This window comes from Tolypothrix sp. PCC 7712 (assembly GCF_025860405.1).
GTDB lineage: Bacteria > Cyanobacteriota > Cyanobacteriia > Cyanobacteriales > Nostocaceae > Aulosira > Aulosira diplosiphon.
Genome location: NZ_CP063785.1, coordinates 1267533 through 1288559 on the forward strand (window position 1 = coordinate 1267533; position 21027 = coordinate 1288559).

Here is a 21027-nt window from a genome sequence, read left to right on the forward strand (position 1 = left end):
TTGCAAGAGATGGAAAAAGGGGAAAGGTTAAAGGGGAAGGGGAATATACAAAACCTTTCCCCGACTTCTGCAGCAAGTCTATTATTCATTGGAGAATATTGTGCATACTGGGAAATAGGCAACACATTGACATTATGCTTAGTATTCCCAGAAACTTTCTCGACACCACTCAAACACCCCATTCCGGTTACCACTGGGATGATAGTAACCGCCGCTTTTTTGAGGGCTGGTATTATCGAGTTACCTTACCAGACTGTGGTGAAACCTTTGCTTTCATGTACTCAATTGAAGACCCTATTGGTAATCAACCTCACAGTGGTGGTGCAGCGCAAATTCTGGGGCCACAAGATGAGTATCTTTGCCGGACTTTTCCTGATGTGAAAAAATTTTGGGCTAGTCGAGATGTTTTAGGTTTAGGTCATTGGGGGAAAACAGATTTACCCACCCAAGGCTTCTACCTGCTTCCAGAAGAGTTTGAGCGCCATATTCAACAAGGCTATCAAGCTACCGCTACTTTGAATCAAGGCATCATTAGCGACCCTGCTACAGGGAATTATTGTCGTTGGCGGTACGAAATCAAGCCGATATACGCTTGGGGTAATCATGGAAGTCTGCAACAATCCACTGCTGGCTGGCTGTCATTTTTGCAGATTTTTGAACCAGGATGGCAAATTTTAATGGCTCATGGTTTAGCTAGTGGTTGGATTGATTGGAATGGGAAAATCTATGAATTTACTAACGCCCCAGCCTATGGAGAGAAAAATTGGGGTGGTGCTTTTCCGCAAAAATGGTTTTGGCTCAATTGTAATAGCTTCCACAACGAACCCGACTTAGCATTAACTGCAGGTGGTGGAAGACGGGGTGTGCTGTGGTGGATGGAATCTGTAGCGATGATTGGTGTGCATTATCAAGGCAAATTTTATGAGTTTGTACCCTGGAACTCAAAAGTTGAGTGGAATATTCAACCTTGGGGTAGATGGCAAATACAAGCACACAATGCAGATTATGAAGTTGAGTTAATTGGCACCACAGATTTACCTGGTACGCCTTTACGTGCGCCGACAGCACAAGGTTTAATGTACTGTTGTCGAGATACTATGAAAGGAAAACTAGATTTGCAATTACGCGATCGCACTAACGGCAAACCTCGAATTATCCTCAAAGCACAAAGTTCGCTGTGCGGTTTAGAAACTGGCGGCGGTTCTTGGGATGATAGCTGGCAGTCTAGTTAAAACTACTGCTATCATAATAAATGCTTCGTCATTGGGGCTGTAGCTCAGTTGGATAGAGCGAGCGCCTCCTAAGCGCTAGGCCGTGCGTTCGAGACGCACCAGTCCCGTACCCCCATAAATCCCTAAAACCTATGAATTATAAAGGTTTCAGGGATTTATTTTTTGTCCTATTTGCTGAAATATAGTACAGAAGCACTGTCTAGCATTTGTTAAACAACCCAAATTGACTATCAAATGACTATCACAAATCTGGTACGTTAGACTGAGCGTCTAAGATATTCATTATGCAATCAGGAAAACGCAATACTAAAGGTTCCGTCGTAGTTGAAAGTTTCCGCAAGCGCTTACGGTTGTCGTTACCCCGGCAATTATTTAATGGAAAGCAAAAATACTTAACACTTGGACTAGATGACACGCCAGGGAACCGCCAGATAGCAGAAGCTAAGGCTAAAGAGATAGAGAGAGACATTCAAGCTAATATTCTTGTTCCAGGAACTTTTGACTACACATTAAATAAATACCGTCCTGAGTCCTTTCGATTAGCAGAAACAGAGCAACCAGAATACTCTGTTAGTCTTCATGACATTTGGGAAAAGTTTATAGAACATAAAAGAAAAACCTCATCACCCAGCACAATGAGGTTTCAGTGGAGAACTTTTAGTAACTATGTACGTAAATTGCCTACTCATGATTTAGAGAAAGCAGTTGAAATTAGAGATTGGGTTTTAAGTAATATTCCTCCAGAATCAGCTAGAAGATTTATCGTTCGTTTAAGCGCTTGTTGTGATTGGGCAATTGATTCACAAATTATTACTAATAATCCTTTTAATGGAATGTCTAGTAAAATCACAATTCCTAAATCTCAAAAAAATGATGATGGCGAAATAAACCCCTTTAGTGTGCATGAAAGAGATTTAATAATTGAAGCATTTAGGAGTAATCAATTTTGTTCTAAATATTCTAGAGTTAAGCATTCTTCTTATGCTGACTATGTAGAGTTCTTATTTCTCACTGGGTGTAGACCTTCAGAAGCTATTGCACTTGAAATAAAAAATGTTTCTAGCGATTTTAGATATGTAACATTTGATTGTGCAGTTGTCTTAACAGAGAGCGGATTGGCTAAAAAATCAGGATTGAAAACTCAAGATAAAAGGAGATTTCCTGTTAATCAAAAACTAAAACCTATACTTGAAAGATTATGTGAAGGTAAAAACAATGATGATATTTTGTTCCCTAGTCCTCAAGAAAAAACCTACATTGATACTGACAATTTTAGAAAACGAACATGGAAAGTTGTTTTAGATGGTTTAGGTATTGAATACAGAAAACCTTATCAAACTAGACACACTTTTATTACTTTAGCGCTAGAAAATGGATTAGATGCTAAAGACGTTGCCCGATTAGTTGGCAATTCTCCTGAGATAATTTATAAACACTATGCAGGTAATAAAAGAGATTTGTTTGTTCCAGAGTTTTAGCTGAGAAAAATAAGCAAAGCTAGCATTAACTCACTGTCATAATTAACTAAAGGGAGCCTGACATGAATATCAAATGAATATCAACAATTACCAATTACCAATTACCAATTACCATTACCCATTATCTAATTCATTTCTTTCCCAAATCCTTTTTTGTATCCGTTGAATAACTGCTGATTCTTCAGGCGATAAACCATCAAATAACATTTCATATATTAATGGCAAACCTAACTCTAATTCTTCTAAGAGTTCACGTTGCATAAATACATCTTGGGGTTTACCTTCTAATACTAGCCGTCCTTTATCCATCACAAAAACCCAATCTGCCCACCGATAAACTAAATCTAAATCGTGGGTTGCCATTAATAAAGTAGTTCCGGCTTGATGAATTTTTTTCAACGTTGCCATTAGATTGCGAGTATGCTTAACATCTAGATATGCAGTTGGCTCATCTAATACTAATAGTTCTGGTTGCAGCACCATAACATCTGCTATGGAAACTCGCCTTTTTTGACCTAAACTGAGATGATGCACTGGTTTCTCTGCTAAAGATGTTAGCCCAAATTCAACTAAGGCTTGCTCAACTCTTAATTGAATTTCTGATGTCGGCAAACCTAAATTACATAAACCATAGGAAATATCTTCTTCCACAGTAGCCGCTACTAATTGTTGCTCTGGATCTTGAAATATTAAGCCGACTTTTTGCCTTAAATTACTGAGATAATGACGGTTATAATTAAAGGCTTCACCTCGCCACCGTACATTTCCCGAGTTGGGTTTATATAAACCATTAGCTAATAAAAATAGGGTAGTCTTACCACAACCGTTTTGACCAATTAATGCACATTTTTTGTGTTTAGGTACTCTCAGAGTTAAACCATTGAGAGCCGATTGCTGTGAGCCTGAATATTTATAATATACTTGCTCAAATTCGAGTAAATATTCCTGCATCTTGAGACAATTGTAATGCGATTAATAATGCACAGCCAAAAATTGCTTCTATGATATATCGCGGTTGTGGACGATAGCGATGAGGATGCCATACTCGGAATTCATCTTGAAAACCGCGTGTTTCTAATCCTAAAGAGAATTGATTATATTGTTGTAGAGTTCGTTGTAATAACTGCCCAATCAGTAATGCTAAACTTTTCATACTAATGCGCCAAGTACGGTAGCCATCACGAGATTGTTGAGCAGTCCACAACTCATGAGATGTTCTCAACAGAATAAAAATAAACCGATACATCAGCAACAAAAGTTCTGTCAAAAGCACAGGACATCCAATGCGGCGCAAAGTTTGTAATATTTCTGTGAAAGGAACAGTTAACATTAAGAAATATAGGCAAGAAATAGAAGCTAATGCTCTGGTAAAAATTGCTAATGCCTGTTCGCTACCACTGCGGCTAATGTAGATATAATATTGTCCAAATGTTAATCCTGACCATGAATCTGGTAATACACTAGCTAAATCTGCAATAGAGATGCTATTGAGTATCAGTGCTGGTAAACTGGTTAACCAAAAAAAACTGGCAACTATTAATAATTTTAAGTAAATACCACCAGGAATTTTAGCGTAGATAACTATCCAAATACCCATCCACAAAGCAATGAGAATTTGGCCTAATGGATGGGTAAAAAGGGAGATAACAAGAGTAGCGATCGCAAAAATTATTTTATGTTCTGGTGGTATATGTCTGAGTCGGTTGGTGTAGGCTAAACTGTCTAGTTGCAGCGTCATTCTTGATCTCTTTGCTGTTGCGAACGTCCTCTATATAAGCCAATAGCGTAACCAATAACTCCCGCACCTAAAGCTGCTTGGGATGCAAATAATAAACTTTCTATCTCTTTGCTAGGTGGTTGAAATAAGGGTTGAAACCAAGGTTCATATCCTGGTTTTACTTGACTAATGGCCTTTTGAGCTTCGCCATCGGAACCACCGAATTCGGCATCGCGTGCTAATATTAACGGCGCAATTGCTAAACCAATAACTGCAAGCACCAATAACCAGTTATGCCATCCCTTATGAGACTGTTTCATTAGTTTGGGGTTCCTGTTTAATTAATTTCAATAATTCTAATTCTTGAGGATTGTATGATTGTAGCCAGTTCCACACTAGGACTGTCAGCAAACCCTCACTAATTGCCAAGGGTACTTGAGTAATCGCAAAAATTCCTGCAAATTTGGTAAATGAAGCAATAAAGCCACCCACAGGTGCAGGAAAAGCTAGAGCTAACTGGAAAGAAGTAATAATGTAAGTGAGTAAGTCTGCTAAAGCGGCTGCTAAAAATATGGCGATTCTTTGTTTACCAGTTAGCCGCATCGTCAGTTGATATACCCAGTAAGCTGCAAATGGCCCCGCGATCGCCATTGAAAAAGCATTTGCTCCCAATGTTGTCAAACCGCCATGTGCAAGTAACAAAGCTTGAAATAGCAGCACCAAGCTACCTAAAACTGACATGGCTAAGGGGCCAAATAAGACTGCTCCTAAGCCTGTGCCTGTAGGATGGGAACAGCTACCTGTAACAGAAGGCAGTTTTAAAGCTGATAACACGAATGTAAAAGCACCTGCTAACCCCAAGAGTAATTTCAGCTGCGGGTTAGCTTGCGTAATCCGAGTTAGCGATCGCAATCCTAAAACAAAAAACGGTAAGGCGACTACCCACCAAAAAATTGCCCACTGCACTGGTAAAAAGCCTTCCATAATGTGCATCGCATAGGCAGGTTTGGGTAAGCCTACTATAAAGTACAAGCTGCCTAATGCTAATAAAACTAAATGTAGCTTAACGCGATTTTTTCTCATTTTGATGTTTCAGCAGAGTTCAAATAGTATCCAAATTCTTACTAATTAGCTAGAGCAACTAGATTTATGCCACATAAATCTAGTTGGTAGCAGTACAACTTTACATTAGTCAAAATTGCCACATAGTTATACTGGCTACACAGCTATAGGCATCTTGATACTTTTGGTATTTAGCTACTGATAAAAGCTGGCTCAATTTTTTAAATAAATCCATAGTTGTTAAGTAATACAGTGTAGGCAATCAAAATTCGTTGAGCGATCGCTACTCTGGTATTTAACAAACAATATCCGCCGCTTTGTTGGCAGATCTGGATAAATCATTTGACAAAATACTAAATAAGACCGCATCTGTACCTCGCAGATGTGTTTCCACAAAAATAACTAATAGGCGGGCATTCTGACTTACTCAATAAGAGATTACAGCTGCGGGACAGCGCCGGATTTACACCGAACTTTCCCCCTTACGTCTGATGGGTGCTATTCATCAGAACCCATTAAATTAAGACAAAGTATATCATTAGGGAATCATTAATAATTCGTAATTCGTAATTCGTAATTAAAAATTAGAAATCTTATATATTCAGGCATATTCTTTAGATTCATTCTCAGCTAATTCTCTAGGTTCATAGTGACGACATCCTTGACATGGGCCATTGGGATTCACAGCACAGCGAATATGACCGGATCGAGCATTAAATTTGCAGCTAATATCGCCAACCAGATAACCTACGCCTTCTAAATAGTAGCGATCGCCTTCAATCTGCCTAATTTGTCTTGCTCTCAGCCTGGAGCCATTAATAGCGGCTTGTCTCATCCTTAACCTCGTCCGTAGATGAGTTTTACGGATGATCCATAAAGAGAACAGGGAGGGTAAGAAACCAATGGCGATTACCAAAAGAGTTTTTAACACTTTTTCCTTACCTCGTTTTCGTGAGTGCAAATCTTAGGGCAGTTTCAGCTTTGCGCCTTGCCAGTAGGATAGTTTTTCCTGACTAACAATAGCAAGTGGCACTGCGACCTCTAATTTAGAGGTATCGAGTACCACTTTAATCAGCATAGCTTTTACAGTTTATTGGTTGGGCTGTAGTTGCACCTTCATAACTTTAAGATTTGTTGATGGGCATGGGGCATGGGGCATTGGGCATTGGGTACGGGACGCACTTATGACTGCGATCGCAATTCTTTGCTACGGCTTTGCTGGCGCAGTTGTTGCGCTAGCTGTTGCGCTTCTTTTTCGGCTTGAAATAAATCGATTTTGCGGGTTGTGAGAATAAATGACTCATCTGACTGTTGTCTCACCCAAGGGATAGCCAATGGTAAATACTGACAAGTGCTTTGATGCGGCTTGCTTTTTTCTTGCAATTTGCTGGCGATCGCTTTGAATTCTAAAATCATCGCTTCTAACTGTGCAGCCATTTGATTGATGCATTGCCCTTGGGATAATAAACGCTCCCACTCATCACTTATATTGTCTTTTGGCAATTGCAATGGTGCGATCGCTGTTTTTGCTGCTTTTGTGGGAAATGGCACAATCGCCAGGTTAGGTGTTGTTTTGTATTCTTCCATACTTTTTAACAAGACTAACTAGCTGTTAAGGCATTTTAACAGGTTATTAGTACAAAAATACTACTTTAGTTTTGGTGAAGTTGTAAACAAAAATTACTGTGTGGAGTCAGCCTGAATTGAGAATGTAGTTCCAATACTACAAGGGTGAGAATTTTAAATTCAAAATTTGGTGTGGGGAACAAGTTAAAGAATCAGGTTTAAAGATTTGCTTTTTAAATGGCAAATATTAAATGTGGTGCTGCCTTGTAAAGTTATATTCTGAATTTATCGGGTTAATAAAAAGATTTTTAATAACTGAAACTGATAACATCCACAGCCAAATAAATTAATGATTGTCAAATTGATTGTATTTGCTATAATTTACTCGCCATTCTTCAAGATTGTCTATAGTTATAGATTTAGTTATGACATTGGCATCGTTACCACGCCAATCTATTTCTGGATCGGTTGTAAAAACGCCACATTCTAATTGGTCATTTCTAATATTCCAGTATTCACTAAATCGACTTTTTAAGGTAATAACTTGGTCAAAAACCTTGTTTCTATGCTTATTCCTTCTTTTTCGTTCGGTTGCACCTGTAGCTTCTGTGTCAATAAATTTAGTTTCTATTAAAAATAGATTCCCGCGATTTGTCAAATAGACAAAATCACATTTTCCTAAATCAGTGTAATCTGCAATGGGCGATTTTTCAAATAATAATAATTCTGAGCAAGAAGGAAATAATTTACTCAGGTTCAGGAATAAATAAGCTTGTAATAGCAGTTCTTTATCATAAGGGAAAAAAAGCACCCCCTCAAAAAATTTTTTGATATCTTCTTGAGTTTGAGGTTGTATTTTTCTACAATATGATACAAATTTATGTAGCTCAGTTACCATCATCAAGTCTGATCTCCTTCCCCTGATTATTGCCTATATGGCATGGCATCAAAAGATACCATGCAAAAGAGGAAGTTATCATCCGCAGAAGTAACCAAAAAATTTAAATCGATTGTCGTTTGTCTAAGGCTATCTACTGTTGACGCTGTAGTAAATCATATGTCAAGCTAGTCCAGCAATTATCCGTATAATAACTGGAAGTACATCATAAATCAAACTTGATGAACCTCTAGTGTTGTATCTTTAACTACTAGTCAAAGGTTTAATTTGAGCTGGGAATCTCGCATTTTGGAGAGCAATCACAGCACTGAGAGAATCTTGTACCCAAAATTGCCTACCAAAGCGGACTAGCTGCCGAGAATTCCCTGACTGCACAACTCCAATTACAGGAATTTTGGCTTTTTCCTTTTCGCCAGCTTGTTCTTTTAAAACATTTCTTAAGCGATCGCGTTCTTCAATGTTGACTGCTTGCATGGGGGTGAGTTCGACCATAATTAGTTTGACTGTTTCAACTTGTTCGGCATCTTCCACAATAAATTGCGTTTGGTCATCTCTGCGGTCTACTTTACCCCAAATAATCAATCTTGCATCCACTTGCAGTAAAGAACTAATCCGTTCATAGTTTTTAGGAAAAACAACGGCTTCTGACTGGGAAGTTAAATCTTCGATTTGTAAAATTGCCATTGGATCGCCTTTTTTGGTGATTACTTTTTTCACCCCGTTAAGCATGACAACTGCACAAATCATCATGTCATCTCGTTGTTCGCCTAGTTGGGAAAGATTAATTGGCGCTAATACCAAAGACGATTGCTTAATTGATTTAAGAGGATGATCTGATACATAAAAACCCAAGAGTTCTTTTTCCATCCGTAATTTTTCTTGAGGAGGAAAATCAGAAACAGGTTGAGATTTCGGGGCAATTTCAAAAGCATTATTGCCGTTTTTATTATTTGTAGCAGCAAAACCGCCTAATAAATCAAAAATACTGCCCTGTCCACTAGCTCTGTCTTTAGCGCGCGATTGTGCCCAATCATATACTAGGGGCAAATCTTGGGTTAACTGCTGACGGTTGGGTTGGATTTTGTCAAAAGCACCACAAGAGATGAGTGACTCCAAAGTGCGGCGGTTAACAGCACGTAAATCTATGCGATCGCAAAAATCCCCCAGGGATTTAAACTCGCCGCTTTCTTCCCTAGCTTCCAGAATACAGGCGATCGCATTCTGTCCCACATTTCGCACTGCAGAAAATCCAAATAAAATTTTATCTGCTGCTGGCGTAAAATCCACCCCAGAGCGATTAATATCTGGCGGTTCGATTTGAATACCCATACTCATACAAGTGGCAATATATTTTTGCACCTTGTCGGTATCACCACTGTTAGCAGTCAACAGTGCAGCCATATATTCCAAAGGATAATTAGCTTTTAAATATGCTGTTTGATAAGTGACATATCCATAAGCTGTAGAGTGAGATTTATTAAAACAATTGGCAGCGATCAAACCATTTTTAATTGCAAAATTATGGTCTTGTTCCACCCCAATGTCATAGACATTTGCTGCGCCTATAGCTCTCCGTGTAACTATTTTGACCATTTATCTGTACTCCCGTCAGCAATCTATATAAATGCTTTAATTTATCAATTAATCTGGATTGTAAGCCAAACAATGCCCATACTACACAATCTATTTCACGGCGAACACTGCTATACTTTTACACGAAAATATGGATTAGGGACTGGGGACTGGGGACTAGGGACTAGGGACTAGGGACTGGAGACTGGGGACTAGGAAGAAACAGGGGACAAGGAGAAATAATCAAATACTCCATTCCAATTACCAATGCCCCATGCGCTATGCCCAATTCCCCAAATATGTACTAAAATCAAGGACTTGAGTCACATAAGGAAGCAATCATGGCATCCATCCGGGAGTTGCACGAACAACTAATTAAAAAAGAACGTTCTGCTGTCGAAATTACCCAAGAAGCTTTAGACCGCATTCAAACTTTAGAACCAAAATTGCACAGTTTCTTGTGTGTGACGGCGCAACAGGCGTTAGAGCAGGCTCGTGCTGTGGATGCTAAAATCTCTGCTGGTGAAGAAATTGGGCTGTTGGCAGGGATTCCGATTGGCATCAAAGACAATATGTGTACCAAAGGCATTACCACCACTTGCGCCTCTAAAATTTTAGAAAATTTTGTGCCGCCTTATGAATCAACGGTAACGCAAAAACTGGCGGATGCTGGGGCGGTGATGGTTGGTAAAACGAACTTAGATGAGTTTGCTATGGGTAGTTCCACAGAAAACTCAGCTTACCAAGTTACGGCTAATCCTTGGGATTTATCGCGGATTCCTGGTGGTTCTTCGGGAGGTTCAGCCGCAGCAGTGGCGGCGGAAGAATGCGTTGTGTCTCTCGGTTCTGATACCGGTGGATCAATTCGCCAACCAGCATCTTTCTGTGGTGTGGTAGGCTTAAAACCGACTTACGGGTTAGTTTCTCGTTATGGTTTGGTGGCTTACGCTTCATCTTTGGATCAAATTGGGCCATTTGGACGCACAGTAGAAGATACGGCAATTTTATTGAGTGCGATCGCAGGCTATGATCCTAAAGACTCCACTTCCTTAAAAGTAGAAATTCCTGATTACGCTGCTACTTTAAAACCAGACCTAAGAGCTAGAAAGAAAATCCGAATCGGTGTCATCAAAGAAACTTTTGGTGAAGGCTTAGAATCAGTTGTCGAAAAAGCAGTTACCAAAGCCATTGAACAACTGCAACATTTAGGCGCAGAAATTCATGTAGTTTCCTGTCCTAACTTCCGCTATGGTTTACCCAGCTACTACATCATCGCACCGTCGGAAGCATCAGCTAACCTAGCTCGTTATGATGGCGTGAAGTACGGCTTACGGGTTCCTGATGCAGATAATCTGCTGTCGATGTATACTCGTACCCGCGCTAGTGGCTTTGGTACAGAAGTGAAACGGCGGATCATGATTGGCACTTACGCCCTTTCTGCTGGTTATTATGATGCTTACTATCTAAAAGCGCAAAAAGTCCGCACTCTCATTAAGCAAGACTTTGAAAAAGCTTTTGAACAAGTTGATGTCTTAGTTTCTCCAACTGCACCAAGTACAGCATTCAAGGCGGGAGAAAAAACTACCGACCCTTTGAGTATGTATTTAACTGACTTGATGACTATTCCTGTCAATCTTGCCGGTTTACCAGGTTTAAGTGTTCCCTGCGGCTTCGATGAAAATGGACTACCCATTGGCTTGCAGCTAATTGGCAAAGTTCTGCGAGAAGACCAACTATTTCAAGTAGCTTACGCCTATGAGCAATCTACTAATTGGCATTTACGTCAGCCAGAAGTGATTGGTGGGTAGGGACTGGGGACTGGGGACTGGGGACTGGGGACTGGGGACTGGGGACTGGGGACTGGGGATTGGGGATTAGGTAGGCTTATTCGGCTAATCCCTAATATTTTTATTGCATAAAAATCAGGACTTACGCAAGCAAAATTTGTCATTGCGACCGGAACGAAGTGTAGGGAAGCAATCCCAGAATATCAGGCGATTACGTCGCTGCGCTCGTAATGACGTAATTCCGTGACTTTTGCGTAAGTCCTAAAAATATTAAAAAATTAATAGAATTATAAACTTATATGAATTTAATGTATATAATATTACTGAGTTACCTCTCATTAAAATAATTCGTAATTAAATAATTTAAGCATAAATACTTACAACAATCAGTAATCACCAATCCTCGGATTTGGTGAAGTTTTTTATGCTGTCTTAATTACAAATTACGAATTACGAATTACGAATTATTCAAGATACTGAGAAACTAACAAATCAGGGTAAATGAGCATAAACAGGTTGCAACTGCCATTGGATTTATTATTCAAGCTGGTAATTGGATTCGTTATTATTGGTGCGATCGCATATTTTTGTGTATGTATATTTCTGTTTATTCAGCAAACCCGGCTGATATTTTTTCCTTCTCCTGTGATTGAAAAAACACCAGGGTTGTTTCATCTTCCTTATGAGGAAGTTTGGTTACCAGTACCGGGGCGAACTGCTAAAGGGGAACGCATCCACGGTTGGTGGATGAAAGCTAAACAAACCGATAAAAAATCCCATGACAAAGTTCTGTTGTTTCTCCACGGTAACGGTATCAACATTGGTGCAAATCTTGCCTATGCATCTCGGTTTTATCAACTAGGATTCTCTGTATTGCTGATTGATTATCGGGGTTATGGTCGCAGCCAAGGGGCCTTTCCCAACGAAAGCAGAGTATATCAGGATGCAGCTACAGCTTGGAATCATTTAGTACAGCAACGAAAAATTCCACCCAAGCATATTTTTATTTATGGTCATTCTTTAGGCGGTGCGATCGCAATTGATTTAGCTATCAAACACCCAGAAGCTGCGGGATTAATTGTGGAAAGTTCTTTTACCTCTATTCGAGATGTGGTAGCTTACAGGAACTTGTTTTGGATGTTTCCCGTCAATTTAATCCTGACACAACGGTTTGAATCGATAAAAAAAATACCAATGGTGAAAATGCCAGTTTTATTTATTCATGGCATGGAAGATTCAAGTGTGCCGTTTTTTATGAGCCAAAAACTGTATGCTATTGCGCCCGAACCAAAACAGCTAATTTTAGTTCCCAACGCTGGACATAACAATTTAGCAGATTTAGCTGGTGTGCAATATCTGCAATGGATTGATGATTTTGTAAAACAAGTTTATGTTCGCAGATAATTCAATCAGTGAAATAGATACTTGATACATAGCTGGTGAAGTATTTTCCACCAGCGAATTAATTGTGTTTGCAATATCAATACTTTTCGGTTAAGGGGGAAAAAGGAAAAAACCTTTAACCTTTAACCTTTAACCCTTTCCCCAAAAGCAATTTTGAATTCAAAACGCTTAACCGAGTAGTATTGGTTGCAATATCACGATTTGCACTGCAGAATAACCTAAGTTTTTATTCAGCTAACAACTGCGTATTACATTTATCGCGGCATAGTAACTAGCTGTAGTTTATGGTCAAACCTACAGTTATATTTAATGCTCAGTAACCCACTCACTTTGTTTATAAAAATACCTTTTCAGGGGTAGAAAATTCCCAGAGAACCATCCGGATCAGTCAGCAAAAACAAGAAGCAATTATACAGGTGGAACTACTCTTGGCTCCAGTATTGGAAGAGACTTAAACTATGACTACTACATCTGTATATTTGCTAACAATCCCCGGAAATCCTCCTATTGAAATTCCTCGCGATCAATTGCGATCGCTGCTTGCTGATATTGAAGCTGAATTACACCGTAGTAAGGTTTATAGGAATGCTTTAGGTACTTTACAAGAGTTGCTAGGGTCTTCATCTGAGCAAGCCAAGGTTTTATTTAAAGCAGTCAGCAGAGAAGCAATTGCTTTAGCATTTCAGCAATTTGCAACACATCATCAACAAGTTACAAATATCGTTCCGCAGACAGATGTTGCTAGCATTTCTTCCAATATAAAAGCAGAAGACTCTAGTAATTTATTACAACCACTAACAAGTCTTAAATCAGACATATCCGAGCCAGTAGCAAATACAAATATAGATCATTTGCCATCACAGGTAGCTACAACAGATGATGTAGTCAATAAACCCGAATCTAAATTAACCAAAAAGGTATGGAAGAAGTGGCTTAATTACAATCAGAAGCCATCTACTACCCAACAACAACAGCAAACACTCAATGAAGAGTATGCAATTACTTTGCGTCAAATAGGGCAACAATTTCAGCAAGCACGAGAATTGCGAGGATGGTCTTTAATAGAACTTAAAGAACATACTCATGTGCCAATTCATCATATGGATGCTTTAGAGAAAGGGAATATAAATCTATTACCAGAAGATGTGTTTGTTCGTGGCTTTATTCGCATTATCGGCAATACTTTGGGACTAAATGGTACAGCTTTAGCAGCTTCCTTACCTAAACATGAGACAGCAGCATCACAAGCCGCTTTACCTTCTTGGTGTCAGGCGCAGAAAGCGACTGGTGGATTTGGACTAGAACTCCGCCCAATGCATTTATATGTAGGCTATACAGCCCTTGTTGCTGGAGCATTAGGAGGATTGTCTTTTGTATCATCACAAGCAAACTCTGATAAAACGCTTCGTGTTGATGTGGACAGCCAACCCGCTTCATCCTTACCTAAATCAACTCAGAAACAAGAAGCCAATGCTAAACCAGGACTAAAGTCTGGTAGTACTCGTGTGATGGTTGGGCCTGACATTTCTCCACCAGAAGCACTGTAGCGCTAATACACGCGGTTGCATTCTTGTACTGTTTAAATAATGCGATCGCGCTTTATATTATCTCCGTTAAACTACCATAAATATGTCATGGCATCTTTCTACTGGCAATGACTGCTATTACATGGGAAATGAGATTAATTACTGATTTAATTTTTAATTAAAATTAAACCTGAGAAGTTTTATCTGCTATAAATTAGTAAAAACACTTAAATTACAGTCAATCATTTAACTATTGATTAGTATATATAGTCACCAGTTCCCAAATAGTTGATTTATATTTTTCATAGTAATTTTATCTTCTATAAGGCATTAATCTAGAATTTTAACTATGTGTTTTTCAATCAAAAAGCTATTGCTTTTTAGCATCAAATTTGGGAAACACTTGCTGCATAAGAAACATAAGATATTACTTATCCTAAGCTTTAGAATAGCAGCTACAAATATATCTACTCTGCGAACTTAAACTTTCGATAAAATCAACCTGTATAAGATGTTTTATTTCTAACACTAAATTATATTTTGAATAGATCTCTACACTTGCAATTTTAGATACATATGAGTAAGCACACTGCCTTTATTTCAGCGCTTGTAGTAACAACAGGCGTTGCGTTAGCAGCGACTGCAATGCCAGCCTCTGCCGTAACTTTCGGATTCAATAACATCGCTGGTGGTGATACTGTTGGTGATGCTTATAACTCCAAATTTTCCTTTGATCTTATTGATCAGGGAAACAATACTGTGCTATTCAAGTTTGCCAACAATACTCTTTCCGTGGCAAATGAAGACCCTACTATTAAACAGGTTGCGTTTAGCGTTGATAGTACTGCAGGTAATCTTTTATCTGGTATAACATTCAATTCTTCATTTAATACATCTCTGAACGGAGTCAGCTTTAGCAGTGATACTAGCAATTTATCACAAAGCAATAAAATAGCAGGATGGGATGGTACAACCTTAGGTGCTGGAGTTGTAGGTGGTAACGCCAATGGAGTACAAAAAGGTGAAGTTTTAGGAATTCAGTTTACAGGAAACTACAACTCTATTCTTGATGCTATTACTAAAGGTAAATTGCAAATAGGTATTCATGCTGGTAGCCTTGTAGGTGGTGCTAGTGATGCTTATGTAAACAGCACTTCTTATGTAAGCAGTGCCCCTACGCAATCTGTGCCTGAACCAGCTACAATCTTTGGTCTGATGGCTTTTGGTATGGGTGGATTATTGACAAAGAAAAATGGCAAAAATGCTAAAAAAGAAGCCCTAGCAGTCAAAGTTACAGTTTAATTTCTGGTAAATTGTAAACCATAGATTATGTGATTTGTCAACTTTTTTATTACATTCATAGATAATTTGAAGCTAATAATAAAAAAGTCCAACTTTGAGGAACTCAAAATTTAGCTAAAGGCTCTATTGCAACACAAATATTCCCGATTTCTTCAAGAAGTCGGGAATTTTACTATTCGCCAATGTTGTCAGTATATTGAGGCAATTAAAGCTTTTGGTATCTGGCTTGGCTAATATTTTCAGCTAATTTCAGGAATCCTCTAATTTGCCAGTGTAGTCACAAATCTCGATTTTCTAAGCTTACAACTTATGAATCGCCTTGCGTCTTTGATTATCGCTGCCTCAATCGCATCTATCGCCACTTTAGGGATCGCTCAAAATACTGATGCTAGAACATGCACTCTCTACCGTAACTGCTACTACCAGACATCTAACACCTCTAAATCTGTAGTGGAGTATGATGCAGATAAAAATTTCTACAAAAGTGGGATGTTGAGCATATTGATCGTGCTTGCGGTCACTAAAATAGCAAAAAACGCTCTAGAATCATGGCTGAATAAAGCCTAAAAGCGCTTAAGTGATTTTTAGATAGCTAGTAAAGGCGATCGCTATAATTATATTTATCGTGAAAACCATACCGTAACAGTTAAGTAGTTAAACAAAATTAATTACAAAATGTCATTGCGAATGGAGCGGAGCGGAATGAAGCAATCGCAAGGGTTGAGATTGCTTCTCTTCGAGACGCTGCGCGTTAAGCGAAGCTATGCCGAAGGCTTTACGCTGCGCTCGCAATGACTGTAATTAATTTTGCGTGGTTACTTACGAATTCATTACCCATTACCCATTACCCATTACCCATTACCCATTACCCATTACCCATATTCGCTACTCATTTGCTACTCAAAAAGCTAGCCTGTAAGTGAATGTTCTTCACTTGCAAATACTCATCATGTTGCCTAAACCCAAGAAATACTGGACTCCTTCACACTGGGCTAGCTGGAAGCCTTTTGGTATTGGTGAACAGTACCCGAATAATTACTGGGAAGTTTTTCGGGCCATTTGGTTGTCTCGCAAGCAGCTACCCTATGCATGGAATATTCTCAATCAGGGTGTTTGCGATGGCTGCGCTTTGGGAACTACGGGGATGAAAGACTGGACGCTGGATGGTCTGCATCTGTGCAATGTCAGGCTGCGGCTGTTACAGATGAATACTATGCCAGCTTTTGACCCGGCGCTGCTGAAGGATATTTCACCACTACAAACCCTAAGAAGTGCTGAATTGCGAGATTTGGGAAGGCTTCCCTACCCAATGATCCGCCAACGAGGGGATAAAGGTTTTCGTCGGGTGAGTTGGGATGAAGCCCTAGAAGTCATTGCTAATCAGATTCGTGCTACCACACCAAACCGCCTCAGCTTTTACATTACCAGTCGCGGCACAGTCAATGAGACTTACTACGCTACGCAAAAAGCTGTGCGGGCAATGGGGAGTAATAATATTGATAATGCTGCTCGAATTTGTCATTCTCCTAGTACTGCTGGTTTGAAATCTACACTAGGTGCAGGGGCTACTACTTGTTCTTATAAAGACTGGATTGGTACTGATTTATTAGTGTTTATTGGCTCTAATGTGGCTAACAATCAGCCTGTTACTGTTAAATATCTCCATTATGCCAAGAAAGCTGGGACAAAAATTGTCGTAATTAACACCTACCGCGAACCAGGAATGGAACGCTACTGGGTTCCTTCAATTGTCGAAAGTGCTTTATTTGGCACCAAGTTTGCGGAAGATTTCTTTCTCGTCAGCTTGGGTGGAGATATGGCATTTTTAAATGGCACAATCAAGCATATGATTGCTAACGATTGGGTAGACCAGTCATTTATTGATAATTACACTGCTGGTTTTGCAGAACTCAAAGCAGTATTAGCAAACCAATCTTGGGAAGAATTAGAGCAACTTTCTGGAACTACCCGCGAGCAAATGTATGCTTTTGCCAAAATGGTTGCACAAGCCAACAAAGCTGTATTTGTTTGGAGTATGGGAATTACTCAGCATGAATGTGGTGAAGATAATGTCCGCAGTATTATCAACTTAGCCCTTACCAAAGGTTTTGTCGGTCGGGAAGGCTGCGGTTTAATGCCAATTCGGGGTCACTCTGGGGTACAGGGTGGTGCAGAAATGGGATGTTACGCCACGGTTTTTCCTGGGGGTAAGCCGATAACTGCAGAAAATGCTACTCAATTAAATAAAATTTGGGGTTTTGAAGTACCTGTAACTCAGGGTTTAATTGCGCCAGAAATGATTAATGCTGCACATCAAGGAAAATTAGATGTGTTGTTTTCTGTAGGTGGTAATTTTTTAGAAGTTCTCCCAGAACCGGATTATGTTGAAGAGGCTTTGCAGCGCATTCCTCTAAGAGTACATATGGATATTGTGCTGTCTAGCCAAATGTTAGTAGAACCAGCAGATACGGTAGTGCTATTACCTGCCACAACTCGCTACGAAATTCCAGGTGGAGTAACAGAAACTAGCACAGAACGACGGGTGATTTTCAGCCCAGAAATACCAGGGACGCGCATTGGCGAAGCACGTCCAGAATGGGAAATATTTATGGATTTAGCAAGGCGGATAAGACCAGATTTAGCCGATAAATTATATTTTGAAAATACGGCTACTATGCGGCAAGAAATTGCCCAAGTTGTACCCCAATATGCAGGAATTCAACATTTACAGCAGCAGGGAGATCAGTTTCAATATGGTGGTTCACATTTGTGCTTTGGCTGGAATTTTTATACAGCAGATGGCAAAGCGCATTTTACACCTTTATCACCCCCACAAAAACAATCACCAACAGGTTATTTTTTAGTAGCAACACGTCGAGGCAAACAATTTAATAGTATGGTACAAGAACGCAAAGATGCGATTACAGGTGCAGTGCGAGAAGCTATATTTATGAATGCTAAGGATGCAGATAAATTAGGATTAAAAGATGGAGATCAGATAGTTCTTAAAAATGATTTAGGTGAGTTAACAGGAAAAGTTTATTTAGCGCCTATTCAACCAGGCAATTTACAAGTGCATTGGCCCGAAGGAAATATACTGCTCGATAAAACTAAACGTTCTGTAGAAGGTGTGCCAGATTATAATGCGATCGCTCGCCTAGAAAAAATCTGAATCTAGCTACAAACCCCTACTCTAAACTTAGATTACCCACACATAAAAAGCTATGTCCATCGCCCAAGATTTACCTACACCAGAAGGTGTTATATTTCCAAACAGGGATTTATATAGTGACGAACCGCCTTTGGAAACATATCTACATTTACAGCAGATGATGCTGTTATTAAAATGCCTAGAATGGTGGTGGCGAGACTTAAACCACCTCAATGATTTTTTTGCTGCTGGCAATATTACTATTTATTACAGTCAACGTCAGCGTAGATCAGAAGATTTTCGTGGCCCAGATTTTTTTGTTGTACGCAATACTGAAAACAGACTGCGTAACAGTTGGGTTGTGTGGGAAGAAGACGGCAAGTATCCCAACTTGATTATAGAACTACTGTCCCCAACAACTGCATCGGTGGATAAGGGCTTAAAAAAACAAATTTATCAAGATATATTTCGGACTCCAGAATATTTCTGGTTTGACCCTCAGACTTTAGAATTTGCTGGTTTTATTTTGGTAGGTGGTACGTACCAACCCATAGAACCTAATTCCCAAGGTTTATTATGGAGTCAACAGTTAAGTTTATATTTGGGTGTTCATGAAGGAAAATTGCGTTATTTTACTGCCGAAGCAATTTTAATTCTCACACCAGAAGAATATGCAGAACAAGAAAGGCAACGCGCAGAACGCCTAGCTGTAAAACTACGCGAACTGGGTATTGATCCAGAGAATATATAAAATTGCTGATTTTGAGAAGTTGTGAGATAAGCTGATGCGATCGCACAAATATTAACTACAGAAATTCCCAGAGATGATCGCTATGAATAGGCGCATAGGCAGCAAAACTAAAGCCACAGTTAGAGTTGTAGAAAATGGCAAAATCCACACCCGCATCGATCATCTCACCGCAGAAGAGCCTTTAGAAATTCGTTTACTTTCCCCAAATCGCACGCTAGCTATTACCATGCGAACCCCAGGAGCAGATTTTGAGTTAGCTGCTGGTTTTCTTTACAGTGAAGGCGCGATCGGCTGTAAGCAAGATATTCAACGTATTAGCTATTGTGTGGATGAATCAATTGATGGCGAACAACGCTACAACATTGTGAATGTAGAATTACGCTCAGGATTAATTGCAGATTTACAACCGTTAGAACGTCATTTTTACACTAATAGCGCTTGTGGAGTTTGTGGTAAAGCCAGTTTGGAAGCTTTGAAGCTCAGGGATTATCCAGTAATTTCTTCAGAGATACGAATCAAGCCTGAGATTATTTATAGTTTACCGGATAAATTGCGTTCTGCTCAAGGCATTTTTAGGGCTACTGGAGGTTTACACGCTGCTGCTCTCTTCGACTTGCAAGGACAACTTTTGAACTTGCAAGAAGATGTGGGGCGACACAATACTTTAGATAAATTGATTGGTACAGCTTTGTTAAGTAATGAATTACCTTTCAATAATCATATTGTGATGGTAAGCGGACGTTCTAGCTTTGAAATTTTGCAAAAATCCGTCGCGGCTGGTGTACCTATTGTTTGTTCTGTCTCTGCACCTAGTCATTTGGCTGTGTCTGTCGCTGAAGAGTTTGGCATTACCTTAATTGGATTTCTACGAGGGCAGAAATTTAATGTATATACTGGCTGGGAAAGAATAGACGCAGCATAAAGCATGAATTTTTTACCGATAAGTTTAAGAGACTAAAACGAAACCTCATCAACAGGTGATTTATATGACTGATTTTCAAATTAAAGGCATCAACCATATCGCCTTGGTATGTAAAGATATGACGAGAACCGTGGATTTTTACACCAATACTCTTGGTTTGAAATTAATCAAAACTATTGCCCTCCCAGAGGGTGGACAGCACTTCTTTTTTGATATTGGTAACGGTGATGCTTTAGCTTTTTTCTGGTTTCCTCAAGCACCAGCCGCCGCACCTGGGATTGCATCTGCACCTCTCGATACCTTTAAAACTGGTAATGCTGTGACTGCTCATGGTTCCATGAATCATTTAGCTTTTAATGTGCCATTAGAAAAAATTGCGGAATATAGAGACAAACTAGTTGCTAAAGGCGTTGAAGTAACTCCTGTTTTACATCATGCAGATGTACCTTCTGGTTTTGTACCTGAAATTGATGAAACAACATTTATTTCCTCAATTTATTTCTACGATCCTGATGGGATTTTGCTAGAGTTTGCAGCCAATACTCGCACTTTAGGCGATCCAGCAAGAGATTTACAATATCAGCCAGCTAAATAAATTAATCCTCAATAAGTCTTGAATCGTGGGGATGATCAACATAACCGAAAATTAAATACTAAAT

18 protein-coding genes, 1 tRNA gene and 1 riboswitch are annotated in these 21027 nt (G+C 39.4%); of the genes, 11 read left to right on the top strand and 8 right to left on the bottom strand.

Annotated elements, in window-relative coordinates:
* Positions 1-134 precede the first annotated feature (134 nt).
* From HGR01_RS04995 to HGR01_RS05005, 3 genes are all read left to right on the top strand, one after another.
* Positions 135-1232 (top strand): tocopherol cyclase family protein, encoded by a 1098-nt coding sequence (locus HGR01_RS04995; protein ID WP_045872519.1) that lies wholly within the window; start codon positions 135-137, stop codon positions 1230-1232.
* 33 nt (positions 1233-1265) lie between these two features.
* Positions 1266-1339: transfer RNA gene (locus tag HGR01_RS05000), tRNA-Arg, on the top strand.
* A 177-nt stretch (positions 1340-1516) separates the two neighbouring features.
* Positions 1517-2710, top strand: a complete 1194-nt coding sequence (locus tag HGR01_RS05005) for a site-specific integrase (RefSeq protein ID WP_045872518.1) — start codon at positions 1517-1519, stop codon at positions 2708-2710.
* Between the two features lie 114 nt (positions 2711-2824).
* Here HGR01_RS05005 and HGR01_RS05010 read toward each other — a convergent pair whose 3' ends face one another.
* The 8 genes from HGR01_RS05010 to HGR01_RS05045 all read right to left on the bottom strand — a co-directional run bounded on the left by HGR01_RS05010 (position 2825) and on the right by HGR01_RS05045 (position 9546).
* Complete coding sequence (locus tag HGR01_RS05010) at positions 2825-3661, bottom strand: energy-coupling factor ABC transporter ATP-binding protein (protein ID WP_045872517.1); 837 nt, start codon at positions 3659-3661, stop codon at positions 2825-2827.
* Positions 3636-4448 carry a cobalt ECF transporter T component CbiQ gene (gene cbiQ / locus HGR01_RS05015; protein WP_045872516.1) on the bottom strand — a complete coding sequence of 271 codons (813 nt, stop codon included), beginning with the start codon at positions 4446-4448 and terminating at the stop codon, positions 3636-3638. Before cbiQ ends, HGR01_RS05010 begins: the two co-directional genes overlap by 26 nt.
* A complete protein-coding gene (locus HGR01_RS05020; RefSeq protein ID WP_045872515.1) occupies positions 4445-4747 on the bottom strand; it encodes an energy-coupling factor ABC transporter substrate-binding protein in 303 nt (100 codons plus the stop codon). The genes cbiQ and HGR01_RS05020 overlap by 4 nt, the downstream gene beginning before the upstream one ends.
* Positions 4731-5510 carry an energy-coupling factor ABC transporter permease gene (locus HGR01_RS05025; protein ID WP_045872514.1) on the bottom strand — a complete coding sequence of 260 codons (780 nt, stop codon included), beginning with the start codon at positions 5508-5510 and terminating at the stop codon, positions 4731-4733. Before HGR01_RS05025 ends, HGR01_RS05020 begins: the two co-directional genes overlap by 17 nt.
* A 369-nt stretch (positions 5511-5879) precedes the next feature.
* Positions 5880-6020: riboswitch (cobalamin riboswitch) on the bottom strand.
* Between the two features lie 70 nt (positions 6021-6090).
* A complete protein-coding gene (locus HGR01_RS05030; protein WP_071989451.1) occupies positions 6091-6420 on the bottom strand; it encodes a DUF6464 family protein in 330 nt (109 codons plus the stop codon).
* A 251-nt stretch (positions 6421-6671) separates the two neighbouring features.
* The gene (locus HGR01_RS05035) at positions 6672-7076 is read right to left on the bottom strand and encodes a hypothetical protein (RefSeq protein ID WP_045872513.1); all 405 of its coding nucleotides are present in this window, start codon (positions 7074-7076) and stop codon (positions 6672-6674) included.
* Positions 7077-7401: 325 nt separating this feature from the next.
* Positions 7402-7956 (bottom strand): hypothetical protein, encoded by a 555-nt coding sequence (locus HGR01_RS05040; RefSeq protein WP_045872512.1) that lies wholly within the window; start codon positions 7954-7956, stop codon positions 7402-7404.
* A gap of 240 nt (positions 7957-8196) precedes the next feature.
* On the bottom strand, positions 8197-9546 hold the full coding sequence (locus tag HGR01_RS05045) for an OB-fold nucleic acid binding domain-containing protein (protein WP_045872511.1): 1350 nt from the start codon (positions 9544-9546) through the stop codon (positions 8197-8199).
* Between the two features lie 320 nt (positions 9547-9866).
* On the opposite strand from HGR01_RS05045, the gene gatA reads away from it, so the two are divergent.
* The 8 genes from gatA (at position 9867) to HGR01_RS05085 (ending at position 20963) form a co-directional block, all read left to right on the top strand.
* Positions 9867-11333 (top strand): Asp-tRNA(Asn)/Glu-tRNA(Gln) amidotransferase subunit GatA, encoded by a 1467-nt coding sequence (gene gatA, locus HGR01_RS05050; RefSeq protein WP_045872510.1) that lies wholly within the window; start codon positions 9867-9869, stop codon positions 11331-11333.
* 480 nt (positions 11334-11813) lie between these two features.
* Positions 11814-12716 (top strand): alpha/beta hydrolase, encoded by a 903-nt coding sequence (locus HGR01_RS05055; RefSeq protein WP_194007922.1) that lies wholly within the window; start codon positions 11814-11816, stop codon positions 12714-12716.
* A gap of 458 nt (positions 12717-13174) precedes the next feature.
* Positions 13175-14263 carry a helix-turn-helix domain-containing protein gene (locus HGR01_RS05060; RefSeq protein WP_045872509.1) on the top strand — a complete coding sequence of 363 codons (1089 nt, stop codon included), beginning with the start codon at positions 13175-13177 and terminating at the stop codon, positions 14261-14263.
* Positions 14264-14818: 555 nt separating this feature from the next.
* Positions 14819-15544: a PEP-CTERM sorting domain-containing protein gene (locus HGR01_RS05065; RefSeq protein WP_045872508.1), complete on the top strand. Its 726-nt coding sequence runs from the start codon at positions 14819-14821 to the stop codon at positions 15542-15544.
* Positions 15545-16493: 949 nt separating this feature from the next.
* Positions 16494-18716, top strand: a complete 2223-nt coding sequence (locus HGR01_RS05070; RefSeq protein WP_045872507.1) for an FdhF/YdeP family oxidoreductase — start codon at positions 16494-16496, stop codon at positions 18714-18716.
* Positions 18717-18768: 52 nt separating this feature from the next.
* The gene (locus HGR01_RS05075; RefSeq protein ID WP_045872506.1) at positions 18769-19446 is read left to right on the top strand and encodes a Uma2 family endonuclease; all 678 of its coding nucleotides are present in this window, start codon (positions 18769-18771) and stop codon (positions 19444-19446) included.
* An 82-nt stretch (positions 19447-19528) separates the two neighbouring features.
* The gene (gene fdhD / locus HGR01_RS05080; protein WP_045872505.1) at positions 19529-20368 is read left to right on the top strand and encodes a formate dehydrogenase accessory sulfurtransferase FdhD; all 840 of its coding nucleotides are present in this window, start codon (positions 19529-19531) and stop codon (positions 20366-20368) included.
* A 64-nt stretch (positions 20369-20432) separates the two neighbouring features.
* On the top strand, positions 20433-20963 hold the full coding sequence (locus HGR01_RS05085) for a VOC family protein (RefSeq protein ID WP_071989450.1): 531 nt from the start codon (positions 20433-20435) through the stop codon (positions 20961-20963).
* Positions 20964-21027 lie beyond the last annotated feature (64 nt).